This is a genomic window from Acetivibrio mesophilus, from assembly GCF_004102745.1.
GTDB lineage: Bacteria > Bacillota > Clostridia > Acetivibrionales > Acetivibrionaceae > Hungateiclostridium > Hungateiclostridium mesophilum.
Window position 1 is genome coordinate 15,116 of sequence record NZ_RLII01000023.1, and the last position, 21,518, is coordinate 36,633.

At 39.0% G+C, this 21,518-nt stretch carries 13 protein-coding genes; 5 read left to right on the forward strand and 8 right to left on the reverse strand.

The features are described 5' to 3' along the window. Positions 1-29 precede the first annotated feature (29 nt). Entirely contained in the window at positions 30-2,072 is a 2,043-nt protein-coding gene (locus EFD62_RS13715; protein WP_128706287.1) for a glycoside hydrolase family 11 protein, read from the forward strand. A gap of 255 nt (positions 2,073-2,327) precedes the next feature. After that, on the forward strand, positions 2,328-4,241 hold the full coding sequence (cooS, locus tag EFD62_RS13720) for an anaerobic carbon-monoxide dehydrogenase catalytic subunit (protein WP_128706288.1): 1,914 nt from the start codon (positions 2,328-2,330) through the stop codon (positions 4,239-4,241). Between the two features lie 49 nt (positions 4,242-4,290). Here cooS and EFD62_RS13725 read toward each other — a convergent pair whose 3' ends face one another. From EFD62_RS13725 to EFD62_RS13735, 3 genes are read right to left on the reverse strand one after another with little or no spacing between them, the layout of a single operon-like run. Next, complete coding sequence (locus tag EFD62_RS13725) at positions 4,291-4,902, reverse strand: ABC-2 transporter permease (RefSeq protein WP_128706289.1); 612 nt, start codon at positions 4,900-4,902, stop codon at positions 4,291-4,293. Then, complete coding sequence (locus tag EFD62_RS13730) at positions 4,902-5,750, reverse strand: ABC transporter ATP-binding protein (protein WP_069195965.1); 849 nt, start codon at positions 5,748-5,750, stop codon at positions 4,902-4,904. Before EFD62_RS13730 ends, EFD62_RS13725 begins: the two co-directional genes overlap by 1 nt. Positions 5,751-5,754: 4 nt before the next feature. Beyond that, entirely contained in the window at positions 5,755-6,129 is a 375-nt protein-coding gene (locus EFD62_RS13735; protein ID WP_069195964.1) for a GntR family transcriptional regulator, read from the reverse strand. A 307-nt stretch (positions 6,130-6,436) separates the two neighbouring features. Between EFD62_RS13735 and EFD62_RS13740 the strand changes: the two genes are divergently transcribed. Further along, entirely contained in the window at positions 6,437-7,204 is a 768-nt protein-coding gene (locus EFD62_RS13740) for an EFR1 family ferrodoxin (protein ID WP_128706290.1), read from the forward strand. 194 nt (positions 7,205-7,398) lie between these two features. Here EFD62_RS13740 and EFD62_RS13745 read toward each other — a convergent pair whose 3' ends face one another. Both EFD62_RS13745 and EFD62_RS13750 read right to left on the reverse strand, forming a co-directional pair. Further along, the gene (locus EFD62_RS13745; protein ID WP_069195962.1) at positions 7,399-8,577 is read right to left on the reverse strand and encodes an MFS transporter; all 1,179 of its coding nucleotides are present in this window, start codon (positions 8,575-8,577) and stop codon (positions 7,399-7,401) included. Positions 8,578-9,028: 451 nt separating this feature from the next. Continuing rightward, positions 9,029-10,693, reverse strand: coding sequence for an alpha/beta hydrolase (locus tag EFD62_RS13750; protein WP_235832656.1), 1,665 nt, complete (start codon positions 10,691-10,693; stop codon positions 9,029-9,031). 356 nt (positions 10,694-11,049) lie between these two features. Between EFD62_RS13750 and EFD62_RS13755 the strand changes: the two genes are divergently transcribed. After that, positions 11,050-13,932: a glycoside hydrolase family 9 protein gene (locus EFD62_RS13755; RefSeq protein ID WP_128706291.1), complete on the forward strand. Its 2,883-nt coding sequence runs from the start codon at positions 11,050-11,052 to the stop codon at positions 13,930-13,932. Positions 13,933-14,050: 118 nt separating this feature from the next. Beyond that, entirely contained in the window at positions 14,051-16,174 is a 2,124-nt protein-coding gene (locus EFD62_RS13760) for a glycoside hydrolase family 9 protein (RefSeq protein WP_069195960.1), read from the forward strand. Positions 16,175-16,434: 260 nt separating this feature from the next. Here the strand turns inward: EFD62_RS13760 and EFD62_RS13765 are convergent, their stop codons facing one another. From EFD62_RS13765 to xylA, 3 genes are all read right to left on the reverse strand, one after another. Beyond that, complete coding sequence (locus tag EFD62_RS13765; protein WP_128706292.1) at positions 16,435-18,474, reverse strand: methyl-accepting chemotaxis protein; 2,040 nt, start codon at positions 18,472-18,474, stop codon at positions 16,435-16,437. A gap of 456 nt (positions 18,475-18,930) precedes the next feature. Next, positions 18,931-19,989 carry an aldose epimerase family protein gene (locus EFD62_RS13770; protein ID WP_069195958.1) on the reverse strand — a complete coding sequence of 353 codons (1,059 nt, stop codon included), beginning with the start codon at positions 19,987-19,989 and terminating at the stop codon, positions 18,931-18,933. 208 nt (positions 19,990-20,197) lie between these two features. Further along, positions 20,198-21,517 (reverse strand): xylose isomerase, encoded by a 1,320-nt coding sequence (gene xylA, locus EFD62_RS13775; protein WP_128706293.1) that lies wholly within the window; start codon positions 21,515-21,517, stop codon positions 20,198-20,200. Position 21,518 lies beyond the last annotated feature (1 nt).

The window sequence follows — 21,518 nt, forward strand, 5'->3', positions numbered from 1 at the left end:
TTGGTTCGAGCAAAGAAGGGGGGAATAAAATGAAGCAAAAACTGTTGGTAATTTTCATGATTTTAATGTCATTTACCATCTCGTTTACCCTTTTTCCGGTAAACGTACACGCTCAAACAATCACGTCAAATCAGACGGGTACTCATGGCGGGTACAACTTTGAATACTGGAAGGATAGAGGAAACGGAACTATGGTTCTGAAGGATGGTGGTGCGTTCAGTTGCGAATGGAGTAATATCAATAATATATTGTTCCGTAAAGGTTTTAAATACAACGAAACACAGACACACCAACAACTTGGAAACATAACACTTACCTATTCCTGCAACTATCAGCCAAACGGAAATTCGTATTTATCCGTCTATGGATGGACTTCCGACCCACTCGTAGAATATTACATTATCGAGAGCTGGGGCAACTGGAGGCCACCAGGAGCAACATCAAAGGGTACTATTACCGTTGATGGAGGTACATACGATATATATGAGACCACCAGAGTCGATCAACCTTCCATCAAGGGTGATGTAACAACTTTCCAGCAGTACTGGAGTGTACGTACCACAAAGCGCACAAGCGGAACCATATCTGTTAGTGAACACTTTAAAGCATGGGAAAATATGGGTATGAAGATGGGAAAAATGTATGAAGTCTCTCTAGTGGTAGAGGGATATCAAAGCAGCGGAAAAGCCGATGTAACCAGTATGTCAATTACTGTAGGCGGTACACCGCCATCACCCCAACCCACAGCTACGCCAGCTCCAAGAAGTGCTTTTGAAATAATTGAGGCTGAAGAGTACAATTCTCTTAAGTCATCGACTATTGAGACAATAGGTACTTCCGATGGAGGAAGCGGTATAGGCTATATCGAAAATGGCGATTACCTAGTATTTAACAAAATAGACTTTGGAAGCGGTGCAAATTCATTCACAGCCCGTGTTGCATCTGATGCGGACACACCTACCGATATTCAGTTGAGGTTAGGAAGTGCATCCGGTGCCCTTATAGGTACTCTTTCAATACCTTCTACAGGTGGCTGGAATGATTATAAGGAAAAAACCTGCAGCATAACCAATACTACAGGTATAAAAGATCTGTATCTGGTATTTAGCGGTCCCGTTAATATTGACTACTTCACATTTGATTCCGGTAGTGTTGCTCCTACACCTACGCCTACATCACAACCTTCGCAAAATAAAGGTGATTTAAACGGGGATAAAAAAGTTAATTCAACAGATCTTACGATATTGAAAAGGCATTTGCTGGAAATAAGTAAAATTACGGGAACTGCTCTTGATAATGCCGATGTGAACAGTGATGGCAAGGTTAATTCAACTGACCTCACAGTGTTAAAAAGATATATTCTCGGCGTAATCTCCGCTTTCCCCGGTGGCAATCCACAACCCAGCAACAGTCCGCAACCTACTGACGTTCCAAAGCCGACGATTAATCCAAATGCAAAGCTGGTAGCTCTTACCTTTGACGATGGTCCGGATAATGTGCTTACAGCGAGGGTTCTCGATAAGCTTGACAAATATAATGTTAAGGCAACATTCATGGTAATTGGTCAGAAGGTTAATAATTCTACGGCTTCTACCATCAAAAGAATGGTTGATTCGGGCCATGAGATAGGAAACCATTCATGGGGTTATTCAGGCATGGCCAATATGAGTCCGGCGGAGATAAAGAAATCTATTGATGATACAAATGCGGCTATCCTAAAATATTCAGGAACGACACCTAAGTTTTTCCGTCCGCCAAATCTTGAAACAAGCGCCACATTATTCAACAATGTTAATTTGGTCTTTGCAAGCGGTCTAACAGCAAATGACTGGATTCAGTCTACAACTGCTCAGCAGAGGGCATCGGCAATTATAAACGGCGTCAAGGACGGCACAATAATTCTATTGCATGATGTTCAACCCGAACCTCATCCAACACCGGAAGCTCTAGACATAATTATTCCAACACTAAAGAGTCAGGGCTATGAATTTGTGACCTTAAGTGAATTGTTCACATTAAAGGGTGTTCCAATAGATCCATCGGTTAAAAAGATGTATTACTCCGTGCCGTAAGCCAAATCAAAAGATTATTATTTTCAATTAAATAAAAAATAAGGGGAATGAGATTCTTCCCCTTATTTTTTATTTAATTTGTTGGGTGCATTATATAGCTTCTTTTTCCATATAATTTTTCGTTATAGCGGGTCGAAATAAACTCTTTTTGATTATCCAGATTAACAATTTATGCCATTTGATGCTTAAACACTATATATTACATAAATTTATATTGATTTGACAACAATAGCTTTAGATAAGGAGGTTGTTTTTATGAGTGAGACAATTCTTGAAAAAACAGAAGGCAGAGTAAGCTATCTTGACTCCGTCGAGGAAATGCTTAAAATCATACGAGAAGATGGTTTATCCAATGCATTTGACAGATACGCTTTGCAAGAAAAAATACGCTGTAAGTTTTGTCTGGAAGGATTAAGCTGTAAACTCTGTTCTGATGGACCTTGCAGAATAAGCGAAAAAGGCGGTCAGACTAAGGGAGTATGCGGTATCGGGCCGGACGCAATGGCAATGCGCGAATTTCTTCTCCATAACATTATGGGAGCAGGTACCTACAGCCACCACGCCTACGAGGCGTATCGCACCCTGAGAGAGACTGGCCGGGGGAATACTCCGTTTAAAATTACAGATATAAACAAACTAAAATGGCTATGCCAGATGGTAGGAATCGATACAAATAAAAGCGAAAGTCAAATGGCAATTGAGCTTGCAGATCTATTGGAATCCGAAATGTCTAAAGGCCCGGATCAGCCAAGTATTATGGTTGAAGCATTTGCCCCAAAAAAACGAAAACCTGTATGGAAAAATCTCAACATATACCCTTCAGGAGTTATTCATGAGATACAAAATTCTGTTGCAAGCTGCTTGACAAACGTGGACGGAGATTACGTGTCATTGGCTAAGAAATCTCTACGGCTCGGACTTGCAACAATTTACACCGCTCAGATTGGTCTGGAAATGGTTCAGGATATACTCTACGGAACCCCTACACCACATGAAGTCAATACAGACTTAGGAATCATGGATCCGGATTATGTCAATATCGTATTTAACGGACATCAGCCGTGGATTGGTGTAGCTACGATGCAAAAAGCGAGAACGCCGGAAATACAGCAACGGGTGAAAGATGCTGGAGCAAAAGGATTGCGTATTGTAGGTTCGATCGAAACAGGACAGGAGCTTTTGCAAAGATTCCCGGTTGATGACGTTTTTGTCGGCCTCACAGGTGACTGGCTGACAATCGAACCGCTCCTTGCCACGGGAACAGTTGACGTACTTGCAATGGAGGAAAACTGCTCTCCTCCGGCGATAGACCAATATGCAGAAAAATATCAGGCAACTCTTGTGAGTATAAGCACAATTATCGGTATGCCCGGATTAAAGGAACTCATACCATATCATCCTCAGGATGCGAACAAAATGGCCGATCGGTTAATTGAGCTGGCAATTGAAAACTTTAAAAAACGTCATGGCAAAATCACAGCAACAGTGCCAAAGAGAATCCAAAAGGCAATCGCCGGATTTTCGACGGAAGCAGTACTCGGGGCCCTTGGAAACAAGCTTGATCCATTGGTTGAAGTAATTAAGCAAGGAAAAATCAAAGGTGTTGTTGCCCTTGCAAGCTGTTCAACTTTAAGGAATGGACCGCAAAACTGGAACACAATTAACCTTGCCAAAGAGCTAATTAAAAAAGATATCCTTATTGTCAGCTGCGGCTGCGGAAATCATGCTCTTGAAGTAGCGGGACTGTGTGATTTATCAGCTCAAAACATGGCAGGTTCGGGACTGAAAGAAGTTTGCTCCATGCTTAAAATCCCCCCTGTTCTCAGTTTCGGCACCTGTACCGATACGGGAAGAGTCTCAATGCTTGTTACGGCGTTGGCCGACCATCTTGATGTGGACATACCTGACCTGCCAATTGCAGTAACAGCCCCCGAATGGATGGAGCAAAAGGCAACAATTGACGGGGTCTTTGCTGTGGCATACGGTGCATATACCCATCTGTCTCCAACCCCGTTTGTAACTGGAGCCCCAAACCTTGTAAAACTTCTTACCGAAGATGTTGAATCCCTCACCGGGGGAAAAGTTGCTCTCGGTGATGATCCGGTACAGGTCGCACAGGATATTGACGCGCATATTCAGAAGAAGAGAAAAGGACTCGGTTTAAATTAAAAGTACTTCATTAAAATTCATAACCACCGGACAAGCCGGTGGTTTTCTCCTATACCCTCTTTTTATATATTCGTGTTGATAGTGCAATGGATATTAAATTTATAGCCAACGTAAAAATCACAGTGACCAGCATTGCAGTGATAATGTTTATATATGATGTCGAAAGAAACCCTGCAAGTCGGTCACCAATCACCATTCCCACGCCCGTTATGATTCCGACTAGCACAAAAAATGCAAGGCGTCCCTTTTCCACCCCAAACTTGAACATACTGGGCAGATTAACAGCCTGAACTACAGTTGCAATACAGGCAATAAGTATAAGAGAGACAATGCCTTCAGGCTCAAAAGCTGTATTCTTTATCAAGGTGATAGCAATTTGCGCAACAATCGAGATTAGAAATGCAGCAGCAACTGCTATATAGCCTAAGATGTATTTGCTAAGCACTATACTTCTATCGGAATATGGCATCATCAAAGCAAGACTGTCCCATTTAGAGCGCTCGTCATAGGCCAACGCCGTAATCGGCAGCATAGCAGCATATACCATAGCAATCGCTGCTATAGAATTACCTGGAATACAGGCAAATACAATAATCATCACAATGTAAATTTTTATCTGCTTTATCAGTGTGTAAAAGTCCTTAAGGAGTAATGCCTTCATTATTTCTTATCTCCTTTCGCCAGAAATAAAATAATATCCTCCAAAGTAGTATACTCAGTGCTAAATACACCTGAAACAGCCGATTTGAGAACTAAGGCTTCAACACCGTATTTGCTGACCTTTTTGCCCCTTACCGCTTCTTCAGGTATCTTTTCAAAGTCGGCCTTTGACATCTTTATAATAGCATATTCTTCCAATAGCTTATCCTTCTCCTCGCAGAACAAGAGCCTGCCATTATGGATAAAAGCAATATAGTCGCATATCTTTTCAAGATCGCTGACTATATGGGAAGAAATAAGAACAGAATGCGTTTCATCCCGCGTAAAGTCGTTGAAAATGTCCAGTATCTCGTCACGAACGATGGGATCAAGACCGCTGGTGGCTTCATCCAATATCAGCAGCTTTGGACTATGGGACATGGCAACTGCAATTGCCAATTTCATTTTCATACCGCGGGAGAAATCCTTGAATGCCTTTGTCTCCGGCAGCTTGAATCTATCCAAGAAATTGTAATAGCAGGCTTCATCCCAGTTGCGATAAGTGTTTTTCATGACTTTACCCACATTTTTGGGTGTCAGAACCTCCGGGAAGTATGCCTCATCCAGCACAACGCCTATATCCTCCTTAACAACGTTGAACTCATTACTCCGGTTATTGACTCCTAAGACCTGCACGCTCCCGCTGTCTCGTGAAATAGCATTCATGATTAATTTGAGGGTCGTTGATTTGCCCGCTCCGTTTTCGCCAACAAGTCCCATAATGCTCCCGGCGGGAAGCACAAGATTTATATCTCGAAGATCAAATCCCGGATAAGACTTGCTTAGATTCTTGATTTCAATGGCATTCATTCCTTTACTCCTCCTTCTGGATGATGCTAAACATCTCAATAATGTCATCGTGGGAAAGATTGCAGACTTTAGCAAGACGCTGTATTTCACGTAGATGCCCCTCTATCCTTTTCAAATGCTCCTCACGGATAAGCTCCGTATTCTTTTCCGCTACATAACAGCCTTTTCCCGCAACAGTATAAATGTAACCGTCCCTTTCAAGCTCATCATAAGCCCGTTTGGTGGTAATGACGCTAATACGAAGATCTTTCGCAAGTGCTCGTATAGACGGAAGCATATCTCCTTCTCTAAGCTCACCCGAGATAATGTAGTTTTTTATCTGAGTATATATTTGCCCATATATCGGTTGATTACTCATATTGCTTAATACGATATCCAAGGTTATGCCTCCATTCAATACTGTATATATACACTATATACAGTATATACAAAAATTAGTTCCTTGTCAATAGATATATCAAAAAACAATGCAATCAAACCAAACTTCATTCCTTCACCTGCAACAGCAATATTTTACTGGCTTATAGCTCTTCCTTAATTTTTGTAAGTGTAGTAAAATCAAATAGTGTGTTTTTTGTTTTCATTAAAATTTCAATATATTATATAATAGATAACGTACATCAAAGGTTTTGGTAATTATCGGAAAAACCAGCTTTGATTGAGTTATTTGATGGAGGTTAATTGATATGAAAGGATGTATATTATACTTTTCTGCTACAGGAAATACCGAATATGTTGCAAGGGCAATAAAAGATGAGTTTGCAAATAACAATATACCTTGCGACATGTATGAGGTTTCTAAAAATTCAGGGTTTGAAGACAAATATGATTTCTACGTTTTCGGGGCACCAATTTATGCTGAAATGTTCCCGCCTTTTTATACAGAATGGGTTAAAAAGCATATAACTAAAGGAAACGGCAGAAAATGCATTGTTTTTTCTACTCAAGCAAATACCATTGCATGCGGACCTAGTACCTTTGCTAAAGAGCTAAATAAAATAGGCTTCGAAGTTGTTATTGAAGATAATGTTTTGATGCCCAACAACTACTACCTGGTTATGTTTAGAAAGTTTACCGAGCAACAGGTCAATGATACTTTAAAGAAATCAAAAGACCTCGCAAGGACACTTGTAGATAGGTTTATCAAACACGAAAACCAGCTTATTAATGCAAAGGCAAGAGAAATATGGGCAAAGCCGGTTTTCAAGCTGTTTTTGCTTTGGTCTAGAAAGTGGGCAAAAAAGAGCCTTGTTGCTGACATGGGTAAATGTACGCGGTGTGGGTTATGCCAAAAGCAATGTCCGGTAAATAATATCAAGGTTAATAAAGACAGCATTACATTCTTTGAGAATTGTGTTTCATGCCAAAGATGCGTGCACAAATGTCCTGCAAATGCTTTTCTATACAAGGATAAGGTGATTGATCAATATAAATTGCCAAAAGAGGTATTTTAGTGAGAATATTACAAGGCGAGTATCGGTTGGCCTTTTAGGTTAGAAGCTATGGGTGGCTTCGTTCAAACAGGGCTGAGAAAAGGAGCTAAATCAACTTGTCAAAAGTTATTCAGCTCCTTTTGTACTATCTAAATTGATGATTGAAGAAAGCTCTAAAAAGATAAAATATTGCCGACAAAAATCAAGTTGGATTATTATTTACTTTCCTTACTTACCACAAGACGATTAAGCCTTTCTGTCATGATTAACATCAAAATCAGAAACAGACTCAAATAAAACGGGTATAGGGATATTGTTGTAATACTTGCCAGGAAACCAAATATAGGCGGCATAAATGTTGAACCGGTATATGCACTTGCCATCTGAATACCAATAATAGCTTGAGAATTCTCTGCCCCAAAATTCTTTGGGGTCTCATGTATAATACACGGATAGATAGGGGCACATCCCATACCGATCAAAATTAGACCAATCAAAGTTAGAAGTTCAATTTGAACAGGCAGAATCACTGCCACCAGCCCCACGGTGATTATGCTTAATCCTATACGAATCATATTGCGATTTCCCAATTTGTCAGTTACAAATCCGTTCAAAAAGCGCCCGAAGGTAATACCTAAATAGAACAAAGAAGCCCATCTAGCCGCCACTTTTGCCTCAATTCCTTCATGCAATACCAAATAACTACTGGCCCATAAGCCTGCTGTGGTTTCAAGAGAACAATAAGCAAAGAACGCTATCAGCGCCTGTTTTACCCCTTTTATTTTTAATGCTTCGTGGATTTTCAAATGCTTTGGCTCCTCCGTTTGACTCTCTCGCTTCACATTTGCCTGTTTATTCCAAATAGGTAAACTGAAGAAGAGAATCGCTGTCAATACGATTTGAAAAATGCCTACCGTCATATAACCGCTTTCCCAACTGTTTTTGACCGATAGACTATAACTCATGATATAGGGTCCGATAGACGCACCTATACCCCAAAAACAGTGCAGCCAGCTCATATGCCTAGAAGCATAATGGAGGGCCACAAAATTGTTCAAAGCCGAATCCACCGCACCTGCTCCAAGACCATAGGGAATTGACCAAAGGCAAAGCATCCAAAAAGTTTTTGAAGTGGAAAACCCAAACAGAGCCAGCGCTGTCATCAATACACTAATTGCAGTCACAAGCCCAGTACCAAATTTGCGAATTACACGATTTGTATTTAAACTGGAGATAATGGTTCCCCCTGCTATAATCATAGATATTATACCTGCAGAAGAAACGGACACTCCCAATACGGGATACATGGTAGGCCAAGCCGATCCTAGAAGAGCATCCGGTAACCCCAAACTGATAAAAGCAAGATAAATCAGCGCCAGCAACAACGAATACATTATGTATGCCTCCTATTAATCTATTTACAAAAAAATACACCCATTATATTGAGATAATCTTAGAAAGTAACCAATTTGAATTCTTATGTTTACAATTAGAAGTATAAACAGGACAGTTTATTACTGCCCTGCTCTCTCTTATATCAAAAACTATATTCTTCTACAATCCAATAATTTAGTGCTCCATGTTTACATATCAAATCTTATATGTAAACAAAATATATTTTATAATAAATCTAATATAGTTGCAATAATCTATATCGGTATAATGGTTAAAATAGAGCCCTATAACCTGATATCTCTACTGCATTCTTGTGGAGACTAACCACAAGATGAAATTCTCCACGTAAGTCGAAATACCTCCCACTGCCAAAAATAACCTTCGATTTATCGTCTGAAATTACATATTTCACTAAAATATTTACATATCTATTAGACTCAATGACACATTCTATTGTAATGTAATTGAGTCTATAAAGATAGAACCACTGTCGGTTTTATCAAAAATCAAGGAGATGGATTCAATATGCTCCAAATCAAGATTCTTAAATTCACCAAGAGGCAGATTGATACATGAAATAGGTGATGCAGTGGACCAAAAGGTCAAAACCATATCCTCTAAAGGGGTATAATCCATTTCTCCCGGTGTAGATGCTAAAGCATTCATGTTCTCAGGTAAAACCACTCTTGAGAGGTTTCCGGTAGCATCCATTAATTCAACAGTGAACTGTTGCGAGGCATCCTTCTTGTTCAATTCGTCCGCGGAATCAATCACCATATTCAGCGTCAATGCCTCATACCGGCTGAAATCTTGCACCTTTGGAGATAGAATCACACGACTGTTTTTATTGGTCCATTTCACATTTATTAATGGTCTGATATTAAAAGGCTCAATGCCGGAAGTTACCGTATCAATCAATACTTTATCCAATTTAAAAAACCACGAATCTACAGTAGCTTCCACGACACCCCCTTCTGCTTGAAAATCATCTGTCGTTGTTATATCTACCAAATCAATCCTCTTATCGGTCCGATACATGGTTTTAACATCAAAGCCATACATCTTATTAGGTTGTGGTGAATTCGCATTGATAAAATCATTAGTGTTGCCTAAAAGCACAGAGTTAAAAAAACCTACTGCATAGTTGACTAAAAAGCTTTCCTGCTGTTCTCTAGTCAGCTGATCATCAACATTTTGATGCCTTGAACGCCATGAATCATTTGCTTGAATGTTCCTGTTAAAATAATTGTGGTTACCTTTCATAAGTAGTGTCACAAAATGTAAGCCCTTGCTCTTGCTATTCAACATACTATACATGTTATAACCATCCAATTGCACATCGCCATCATATTCGGAAACTATGATGGCAACATCGATATCGGGCATTTCCCTTTCAAACAAGGCTGTAGGCGTAATGGAAAGTAGAGCCTTAATTAGAATACCTCTTCTTGCCTGGTCGTTAGTAATATCAAAAATAGTTTCTCCTCCTCGGGAGTGACCTACCAAAGCAATCTTATCAAAATCAATCTTCCCCTTTAAATCCACTCCGTATTCCAGATTATTTCCCTCATTGGCCCAAATTAAGTTTTCAATATGATCGTTGGCTATGGGAATGGACTTTTCGGCGTCATCACCATCTCCGTACTTCCATATATAGGGTTTACTCATATCCATGGATACAGCTATATAGCCGTTTTCAGCCAAATCCTTTACCAAGTAGTCAAATCCGGTATCAAATCTCTTACTTTCGTCGTCATTTGAGTGAGAACCGTGGGTGATTAGGATGAGGGGAAAAGGCCCATCTCCCTCCGGCACACCAATAATTCCCCTAATATTATAAGGCATAATCTTGCCGGCCTTAGACAAATACTCTTTTTTGCCAAGATCAAACTCCGTCACCACAGCCTGGTACTTACTGCCTTTTGGAGCTTCTAAATTGTAGAGTTCCAAATTGCTGACAGTTTCTTTGGTAATCTCTGATGTTTCGTGAGGTTCTTCGGTATTTTCCTCCGTTGAACAACCAACGAACACAAATATCGTCAAAATTAGTAATGCAAATACTTTTCTCATAGCTCTCCTTTCTAAAACAGAGAATGGTTCTCTGTTCCATGCCATCTTCCTATTCTCCCAAAACATTGGCACAACATAATCTATATTAACACTTCCGACTTATTTTTGCATGTTCGTTAAAACTGCTCCATTTAAATTTCATCATACTGTTAAGAAATATTAATCCGTTTCATCAATACATTATGAGGTTATCACGAAAATATACAATTTTTCGATTGATTTTTGTTTAAACATATATAAATTCATAATTATTAAACATAACCCCATAAAATTCTTAAGTCCTACGAATATATTATAATAATAATGGCTTCAATGACCGGAATATTTATGGAGAATTTGTGTTTTATTATAGTGTATCTATTTTATATAACTAAATATTGTACAGGGGAGGAATATGTAAAATGATTAAGGCACCAAAAAAAAGGATTTTCAAACGAAAAAACAGGTGTAAAAGGCTTATAACAGCTGTCATTGTTGCAGCGCAGCTATTAACATCGAGTATATTATTTGCAGAAGCACCACCTGAGACTTTTACACCTGCTGAAAACTGGGAGAGTTATGATTACTTTAACTTTGCCGAAGCCCTGCAAAAATCGCTATATTTTTATGACGCTGAAAAATGCGGAGTCGAGGCAGGCTATGACCAAGGTGGAAGGCTTGAGTGGAGGGGTTCATGTCATGAAGTGGATGAGAGGATTCCCCTTTCCAATACATCCCTTTCCGAGGCTTTTTTAGAAAAGTACAGAGATATAATCGACCCTGATGGAGACGGTACTGTAGATGTACATGGAGGCTTCCATGACGCAGGTGACCATGTCCGTTTCGGTCTTCCTCAAAGCTATACTGCAGGTACTTTGGGGTGGGGATTCTATGAATTCAGAGAATCCTTCAAGGCAATCGGGGAAGAAGAACACATGATTGAGATTTTAAGATACTTTACAGATACCTTTTTACGTTGTTCATTTATGGATAGTGAAGGTAATCTTGTTGCCTTTTGCTACATGGTTGGTGAAGGAGACGAAGACCATTGCTATTGGGGGCCTCCGGAATTATACCCTGAAGAATACTTAAGAAGCAGACCGGCGGATTTTGCAACTTTTGATTCTCCCGGAAGTGACGTTTGTGCAAGCACGGCTGCAGCACTGTGCACATCATATTTGAATTTTAAGGATGAAGACCCCAAATACGCTGAAGAATGTCTTACTGTTGCCAAGGCATTGTATGATTTTGCAGTTAAATACAGAGGATTGCATGATGGTGACGGCTACTACACCTCGGATTATGACGAAGATGAACTGGCCTGGGCTGCTGTTTGGCTCTATGAGTGTACCGGAGATATGAAATATATAGATGACATTAACGCGGTTGATGAAACCGGCAATTATATAGGATATATGAAAAGGATAATACCCGAAACCTATAAACAGAATGTCTGGTATAATTCATGGGTACATTGTTGGGATGCTGTATGGGGAGGAACCTTCTTAAAACTAAATCAGCTCTTCCCGGAAAATGAATTGTACGACTTTATCGCAAGCTGGAATGTTGAGTTTTTATCCGGCGGAAAATGCAAACATAAGGATCCTAATGATACGAATTACTATAAAACATCACCTGCAGGATACACAATGATAAACGGCTGGGGCTCTGCTCGTTACAATACAGCGGCACAATTATCCGCTCTTGTGTACATGAAAAACAATCCGGAAAGGACAGATTTCGGTGAGTGGGCAAAGGGTGCAATGGAATACCTTATGGGAAGAAATCCTATGGGTTATTCGTATATAGTTGGTTATGGCTATGAAAAGGGTCTGCCTTTTGCAAAGCATCCGCACCACAGAGCAGCTCACGGTTCAAAGACAAACAGTATGAACGACCCTGAAGAACACCGTCATATTTTGTGGGGAGCTCTTTCAGGAGGTCCTGATATAAATGACTATCACATTGATTCAACTACTGAGTACGCTTATAATGAAGTTACAATTGACTATAACGCTGCCTTTGTAGGAGCTCTTGCAGGGCTGTATAAATATTATGGTGAGGGACATGAACCAATTGCTAATTTCCCTCCATTAGAACCGGAAACTGACGATTACTTCTGCGAAGCAAAAGTTGCCCGTGAAACTGAAGACAGTACACAAGTTGTTTTAAGAATTCATAATGAATCAAGCCGACCTCCTCATTATGAAACAGGAATGATGGCAAAATACTTCTTCAATATAAGCGAGCTTATAGAGAACGATCAAAGCATAGAAGATGTCATATTTACTATTGAATATGATGAACAGATTTCCCTGCAGCAAGAACCCATTACATACAGAGGGCCTTTTAAATGGGATGATGCGGGAACGTACTATTATGAATTTGACTGGAGCGGAAGAAAAATTTATGGAGACAGGGAGCTTCAGATTTCTTTTAGAGTTAAACAGGATTCAAATTACATGACTCATTGGGACTCCAGTAATGACTATAGCAGGAAGGGCCTTACGAATGAATATGTAGTATGCAAGAATGTGCCTGTATATTTAGATGGGGTAAAGGTTTACGGAGAAGAACCGCCCAAACTTTCTCCTACACCGACGCCAACAATTAATCCTAATGTTACTCCGGATATTAATGCTTCAATCAGTGTGTCATACAAGTGTGGAGTTAAGGATGATGCGAAAAATACTATAAGAGCTGCAATAATTATTAAGAATACCGGAACTACTCCTGTAAATTTATCGGATATCAAGGTTCGATACTGGTTTACAAGTGACGGAAACGAGCAAAACAACTTTGTGTGCGAGTATGCAGTTTTTGGAACGGACGAAGTAAAGGGTAGTGTCAAAAAGATAGAAAACTCAGTCCCGGGTGCTGATTCGTATTGTGAAATATCATTTACTGAGGATGCGGGAAGGCTTGCACCTGGAGGAAGTACAGGAACAATACCTTTCAGAATTGATGGTGCAACAGCTTATGACCTTACAGATGATTATTCCTATAATCCTGAAATGTTCGATGTTTTTGGGGATAACAACAAGATTACTGCTTATGTAAAAGATAAACTCAAATATGGGGTTGAACCTGTTACAATTGATATTGTATTAGGTGACCTGGACTATAACGGTAAAGTTAACTCTACAGACTATTCAATTTTGAAAAGGTATTTACTTGGGCTAATTGACAAGGAATCGGATGCAAACTTTCTAAAAGCCGCAGATGTTAACAGGGATGGCCGTGTTACTTCAACGGATTACTCATTAATGAAACGTTATATTCTTGGCATAATAACATCTTTTTAGTAAAATAAGCAGATTGGGGTATGGATAGATTTGTCCAAGCAATATTATGAACCCGATAAGGTTAATAATATTGCTTGGACTGTTAAAACACTAACAATATTAATTGGGGGGGTACATAATGAAAAGAATAGGAATACTTGTCTTGATTGCTGCTCTTCTAGCAGGAATAATTCCAAAACCGGCTCTGGCCGAAGAACCAAAATTTAATTATGTGGATGCGTTTGCCAAATCAATTCTGTTCTACGAAGCTAACTGGTGCGGCCCTGACGCAGGCAATAACAGGATAAAATGGCGTGGTCCATGTCATATTGAGGACGGCAAAGATGTGGGACTTGACTTGACGGGAGGCTTCCATGATTGCGGAGACCACGTTAAGTTTGGATTGCCTCAATGTGCGTCGGCTTCAACACTTGCTTGGGCTTACTATGAATTCTCAGACGTGTTTATAGAAAAGGGACAAGATGAGTATATGCTCAACATTTTAAAGCATTTTTGTGATTACTTCATGAAATGCTATCCTGAAAAGAACAAGTTTTACTATCAAGTCGGTGACGGTGATGTGGATCATCAGTACTGGGGACCACCTGAGCTTCAGAGCTACGACAGACCTGCATATTATGTAGCCACACCGGAAAATCCAGGTTCAGACGTCGCTGGGGATACAGCAGCAGCATTGGCACTTATGTATTTAAATTATAAAGACAGGGATTTGGAATATGCAGAAAAATGCTTGACTTATGCAAAGGATATTTATGAGTTTGGTATGACCTATAGAGGAAATAGTAAAGGACAAAGTTATTATCTTCCTAGGGATTATCTTGATGAACTTATGTGGGGCTCCGTATGGCTTTATGTTGCCACAGGAGAGCAAAAATACATGGACAATGTGGATAAGCTGATGGTTGAAAAAAGGATTGGCGATGATGCCGGGAACTCGTTTAACGACAATTGGACCCAATGCTGGGACTATGTTTTGACCGGTGTATTTATCAAGCTTGCCACCCTCTCCGACAAGCCTATATATAAAGAAATTGCCGAAGACCATTTGGATTACTGGCAGAACAGGCTAAAATCTTCTCCCGGAGGCATAAAGTTCTTGGATAGTTGGGGTGTTTGCAAATATCCTGCTGCAGAGAGCATGGTTCAACTGGTGTACTATAAGTATACAGGAGACAAGAGTTGCCTTGATTTTGCAAAGAGCCAAATTGACTATATCCTTGGAGATAATCCGAATAAAATGTCCTATGTGGTTGGTTTTGGAGACAATTACCCCAAATTCCCGCATCACAGGGCTGCAAGCGGAAGACTTGAAGGACAGCCGGCCGACGAAACAAAGAACGATCCGCAAAGGCATATTTTATATGGTGCTTTAGTTGGAGGAGCAGATATAAATGATGAATATTTTGATGATATAGATCAGTACGTTTATTCCGAGACGGGATTGGATTATAATGCTGGGCTTGTTGGTGCATTAGCCGGTATGTCAAAATATTTTGGAGAAGGTCAAATGCCTGAAGATACTCCGGGTATTGAAGGTGAACCGACCATATACTATGCAGACGCAAAAGTATACGAAGAAGATGAAACCGGTATTACAGTTGATCTTAACATGTATAATATTGTTACATCTCCTCCACAATTTGAGCCTGGTCTATCCTGCAGGTATTTTATTGATTTGTCGGAATATGCAGGGGCAGACATTGATATGTCCAAATTTGTTACAAAAGTGTATTATTCGCCTGCAGATGCTACAATATCTGAGCTCAAGCCCTTTGATAAAGAGAATAATATTTACTATGTGGAAATAAGCTTCCCCAATCCGGTATATGCCAGAACTTATGTGCAGTTCTGTATTTATTATTATGAAAATAAACTCTGGGATTCTTCGAATGATTTTTCTTATGAAGGTTTAGGTAATACTTATAAGACCTTGGAGAATATTCCTATATACAAAGATGGCATTCGGGTGGCAGGGAAAGAACCGTCCGGAACAGGACCAGTTGAACCCACGCCGACACCTGGAAATTATTTATACGGGGATGTAAACGGTGATGGCAAGGTAAACTCAACGGATTGTACATATATCAAGAGATATTTGCTCAAGCTTATAGAGGATTTTCCGTACGAGTATGGAAAAGTAGCTGCAGATGTTGATGGCAATGGTAAGATAACCTCAACGGATTATTCTTTGATGAGACGGTTCGTACTGCGTATTATAGATAAGTTCCCTGTAGAGGAGTAATCAAAACAGCATGAAGATGTTTTAGAGATTGCAAAGCTTAAAATCAATGCTTCTAGGTAAGTATTTTCAAGTTTTTAAGCTTTACAGAATATAAATCTGAGCCACCTTCACATTATACATTATTGCCAGATTTGTTAAGTTTTATATGTAAACTTGATCTAATCTGGCAATAATTATTTATAATGCTATATTCCGCCCATTTATACAGGTTTGTGATATTGTTAAAATGATTTGATGATAGAAAGTATACTACATATACCTTATGAGAATCGATTCACAATTCCGCTGATTGCAACTGCGTTTTCTCTATTTTGACGAACAATAACCGTCATTTCCTCTGTTGTTACTTCCGTTTGACGCGCTTTATCCAAAATATCTTGACTGTTCACTGTCTGAGAACCCGGAACATCTGATACTGACTGAATCTGTGCCTGAATTCTATCTACTGTCTCAGCAAACGTTGATGATTCACCTGCAATATCTGCAATAATTCTCTGAATATCCTGGATTGATTGATGATAATCCTCCGTTGCTTTTCCAAACTCTACAAACTGCGCCTGTACATCCTTTTCCAGGAGCAAAATAACCTGATCAAAACATGCTTGAATATTTGCAATATTGTTTCTTGTTTCATTACAAATTGCTTGAATCTGAGTTGCGGTCTCAGATGAGCTATTGGCCAATTTGCCAATTTCTCCTGCAACAACAGCAAATCCTTTTCCGGCTTCACCAGCTCTTGCCGCCTCAATCGAAGCATTTAATGAAAGAAGATTGGTCTGACTTGTAATATTCAAAATCTTTGACGCCATCTCATCAATACGCATCAATGATTGTAAGTCACCCAGTGCACGTTTAATATTCTTTTGATTTTCTTCTATTCGCTCACTGATTGTTCTCATTGAGCTATTTGCAAGTTTCTGCATTTGATCAACTTTTTCAAGCAACTCACTACTGTGCTGATTCCCCCGACTAATTCTTTCTTCTACCTCCGATACTGCATGCGCAATCTTTCCAACCTCATGATCTACTTTTGAAACAGCTGCATTTACTTCTTCTGTATGTTCTGCGAATAATGTTGTTGCCTTTGAGTTATCTGATACGCATTTTACCAATACTCCCGAAGAATCTTGCATAGCAATTGCTGATTCACTTAATGAAGAAGAGCAATTGCTAAGGGTATATACAATTTCTCCTAACGCTTCATACAAAGAATTCATTGCAGTAGCAATCTGTCCTATTTCACTCTTCGTACCAATCCATGGCTCCAATTTTTCATTTTTCTGTAATCTTAAGTTTCCAAGTTGCTTGATGGAATCCTCAACATATTGCAAAGGCTTCATACTGAATCTAATCATTACAAATGCCAATATACTGATTACTACAACGAATATAAGACAAATTGTAGCAAGTGCTATCGTATTCTTTCTGGTATTGCTATAAATATTCTTTTCACTATCGAATGATACAACTGCCCATCCATGTTCACTTATATATTGGTAACTGGCAATACAAGCACCCTCTGTTTCATCCGTATATGAAAGTTCTCCGTTACCGCCATTTTTTTTAATTGCTTCAATAACACTTAATAACATCGGATTTTTGATATCCGTAGCCATCAAAGTCTCATCATCGGCAAAGATATATTTTTCGGTCATAACATTAATCATATAATATCTGGTTGTATGTTCTTTACTTTTCAATTTATTCAAAAGATTCTTTAAACCTTCTGCATACGGACCACCACCTACATAACCTAAAATTGTAGTCCCATCTTCATCAAACACAGGGTAATACATGGACAAAATAAGCTGTCCGTGTGCCGGTGAAACAATAATTCCCGCATTATATAGTCCATTTTTCTCCAGCATTGCATCTTGTAATTGTTTTAAGCGATCTGCTTCTTTCCTCCAGATACGTCCGACGTTAGAAACATCAGAATGTACAATACAATGCGTATCCCACTCTCCGATATATATACCTTCCCAATTATCAAGTCCTGCATAGTAGTTTTCAGTATATGCCTGCGCAATCGCTTGCTTTTCGGCATTATCTACATCCTTTAATAGTTCTCGTACTGCAGGTGCCTTACTAAAAGCAATTAATAAATCTTCTTGGTTGGATACATACTGATTAATAAGACTTGTCTGTGCCAAAAGATTTGTTTCCATTTGATTGCGTTCTGACTGTTTCATTATGTTGTTCATTGTTGTGCTTGCCATAACATAGAGTAGGCTGATGCAAATAATGACAATTACCATTATTCCCAACGTGATTGTCCTGCTTAATTTCCAGTTTTTCATTCTTTTTTAGGCCCCTTCCCATCTAGGAATTTTACGTATTTAGTACAATATTTTATAATTTGATACTCATCTTCAGTAGTATTGCATAAAACTATTTTACAAACTTTTGCCGGGTGACCAATCCAGCAATTTACTGGAAATCCAACAGATTAGTTTGGCCCTGTAAAGTAATACAGTTGTTTGGGAATATGTCGCCTATTAAATTGTCAAAAATCACCTGGTTTTGGTTAAAGGAGTTTGATTTTTCTACCGTAAATGTTTATCTATATTTTTAATGCAACACTACTGATTTATCTTCTATTAATATCGACAAAAGAGTGGGGAAAATATAGTTTTTTCACAAGATCCATAGATTCCCATATTCGTATTTTTCATTGAAATCGTCTTCATAATATACTGACTCTTGATAAGACTATCCACAAGCTGAACATAAAAAAACAAACAATAAAAGAGGCCTTATTGTGTCAAAAATCTATAAATTGTTGTATGCTTATACTCTTTACCTGCATTAAATACAGGTGATGGAAAATGCTTGTGCTTTAAAGAGTTGGGGAAATATTGTGTTTCCAGACATAATCCTCCCCATTTTCTGTAGCGAATCTTATCTTTTGCTTCCTTATCACCGCATAGATTGTTGCCTGAGTAAAACTGAATTCCTGGTTTTGTTGTATAAACTTCCAAAAATCTGCCACTTTCAGGGTCATACAACTCAGCAACTTTTTCAGGAGCTGTACCCGAGACTTTCAGCACCCAATTATGGTCATATCCGTTTCCTAACTTAATTTGAATATCATCACTCAGAAGCCCTATTCCAATAGGTTTCATTGAGGTAAAGTCCAGTGGGGTTCCACTCACTTCCAGAATTTCCCCAGTAGGTAAACACTCTTCGTTTACAGGTGTATATTTATCAGAATAAAGCTTTAATTGATGATTTGTAATTTCACCGGAGCCATGGCCGGAAAGATTAAAATATGCGTGGTTTGTAAGGTTTATAACAGTATCTTTATCTGAAACGGCGAAGTAATCAATCCTTAAAGAATTGTCCTCCCCTAAAGAATAAGTAACTGTAGTTTTCAAATTTCCGGGATAGTTTTCTTCACCATCCTTACTTAAATATGTTAACTTTAGGCACTCTCTATTATCTATAATAACCGTTTCAGCCTCCCAGATCACCTTATGGAACCCTTTATTCCCACCATGTAAATGATTTCTTCCTTCATTATTATTCAATATATACTCTGTTCCCTTAATTTCAAATCTTGAATTTTCAATTCTATTTGCGTGTCTTCCTATAATTGCACCAAAATAAGGGGCATTTTCAAAATAATCTTCAAGTCTATCGTACCCGAGAACCACATCATCAAATTTGCCATTTCTATCAGGTACCAACATAGAAGTAATTGTCCCACCAAAGTTTGTAATTTTAACTGTCATTCCATTTTTATTCGATAGAACGAATATATCGATATCCTTGTTGTCACAGCCATCAATAAACTTTTCCCTTAAAATAGCCATAAAAATGTTTCCTCCTTCAAAAACATAATCCTTTGGCAGTGCAATAGCTTCCAAATTGAAAAAGCTAGTCTAGAGCCTATAAATACCCTTAGGGTCGGGAAAAACCCCCTTATAAAAGAAGGCTTCTCCCTTTCCTCGCTGGTTTAACAGGCTCTATAACTGGCTTTCTGATGTTTCTTCAATATTTCTTCAACAAGTCAATATAAGACTAATCCTCAAGAATATATTTGTTCAACATGGCTTCGAGAACTTCCTGTCTTCCTGACACATTCTTGATTTCATTAAGCTCTAAAGCATATTTTTCAAGCTCTCTAAACCCTACTTCTCCATTTACAATATCTCTTCCAATACCGCTCTTATAGCTTTCATATCTTTCATTAATAAACTTGTCAAACTTACCATCAGAAACCATTTTATATGCTATTTTAAGCCCTTTGGCAAAAGCATCCATACCTGCAATATGTGCATAGAACAGGTCAACAGGCTCAAAAGATCCTCTTCTGACTTTAGAATCAAAATTCAGCCCTCCAGTTGTAAATCCGCCTGCCTTAAGTACTTCATACATAGCAAGGGTAGTATCGTAGATATTTGTCGGGAATTGATCAGTGTCCCATCCTAAAAGAAGATCTCCCTGATTTGCATCGATACTTCCTAGCATACCGTTAATTCTTGAAACCCTCAATTCATGCTGGAAAGTATGTGCTGCAAGGGTAGCATGATTTGCTTCAATATTCATTTTGAAATAATTCTCAAGACCATAAGTCCTTAAGAAACCGATAACTGTAGCTGTATCAAAGTCATACTGGTGCTTTGTCGGTTCTTTTGGCTTAGGTTCAATCAAGAGTTGCCCTTCAAAACCAATCTCTTTTGCATAGCTAACTGCCATTCCAAGGAACCTTCCCATATTGTCAAGTTCCAATTCCATATCAGTATTAAGTAAGGTTTCATAGCCCTCTCTTCCACCCCAGAACACATAGTTCTGACCACCAAGTTCAAGGGTAATTTCCATAGCCTTTTTGACCTGAGCTGCAGCATATGCAAATACATCTGCATTTGGAGAAGTAGATGCACCATGGACAAATCTTGGGTTGCTAAAAGCATTGGTTGTACCCCAGAGTAGTTTTACACTACTTGTTTTCATATAGTCCTTTATCAGTGCAACGATCTCATCAAGCCTTTTATTGGTCTCTCTTAGAGTTGAAGCTTCAGGCGCGATATCTCTGTCATGAAAACAGAAAAAGGGTACTCCCAATTTTTCACACAGCTCGAAGTTTGCAGCCACTTTAGCCTTTGCAAGTTCCATTGGGTCTGATATGTTATCCCACGGTCTTACAGCAGTACCCGGCCCAAATGGGTCTGAGCCTGTTCCCTGATATGTATGCCAATATGCAACAGCAAACCTTAAGTGCTCTTTCATTGTTTTACCGCCAATGACTTCATCGGGATTATAGTACTTAAACGCTAAAGGATTGTCCGAATCCTTTCCTTCATATTTGATTTTCGGTACATTTTTAAAATACTCTGCCATG

Excerpts from the sequence above, each read along its gene's own strand:
- EFD62_RS13770 (WP_069195958.1), bottom strand. The coding sequence starts at position 19,989 with ATGGCTATTTTAAGGGAAAAGTTTATTGATGGCTGTGACAACAAGGAT.
- cooS (WP_128706288.1), top strand. The coding sequence starts at position 2,328 with ATGAGTGAGACAATTCTTGAAAAAACAGAAGGCAGAGTAAGCTATCTT.
- EFD62_RS13760 (WP_069195960.1), top strand. The coding sequence starts at position 14,051 with ATGAAAAGAATAGGAATACTTGTCTTGATTGCTGCTCTTCTAGCAGGA.
- EFD62_RS13715 (WP_128706287.1), top strand. The coding sequence starts at position 30 with ATGAAGCAAAAACTGTTGGTAATTTTCATGATTTTAATGTCATTTACC.
- EFD62_RS13755 (WP_128706291.1), top strand. The coding sequence starts at position 11,050 with ATGATTAAGGCACCAAAAAAAAGGATTTTCAAACGAAAAAACAGGTGT.
- EFD62_RS13750 (WP_235832656.1), bottom strand. The coding sequence starts at position 10,693 with ATGGCATGGAACAGAGAACCATTCTCTGTTTTAGAAAGGAGAGCTATG.
- EFD62_RS13745 (WP_069195962.1), bottom strand. The coding sequence starts at position 8,577 with ATGTATTCGTTGTTGCTGGCGCTGATTTATCTTGCTTTTATCAGTTTG.
- EFD62_RS13740 (WP_128706290.1), top strand. The coding sequence starts at position 6,437 with ATGAAAGGATGTATATTATACTTTTCTGCTACAGGAAATACCGAATAT.
- EFD62_RS13725 (WP_128706289.1), bottom strand. The coding sequence starts at position 4,902 with ATGAAGGCATTACTCCTTAAGGACTTTTACACACTGATAAAGCAGATA.
- xylA (WP_128706293.1), bottom strand. The coding sequence starts at position 21,517 with ATGGCAGAGTATTTTAAAAATGTACCGAAAATCAAATATGAAGGAAAG.
- EFD62_RS13730 (WP_069195965.1), bottom strand. The coding sequence starts at position 5,750 with ATGAATGCCATTGAAATCAAGAATCTAAGCAAGTCTTATCCGGGATTT.
- EFD62_RS13765 (WP_128706292.1), bottom strand. The coding sequence starts at position 18,474 with ATGAAAAACTGGAAATTAAGCAGGACAATCACGTTGGGAATAATGGTA.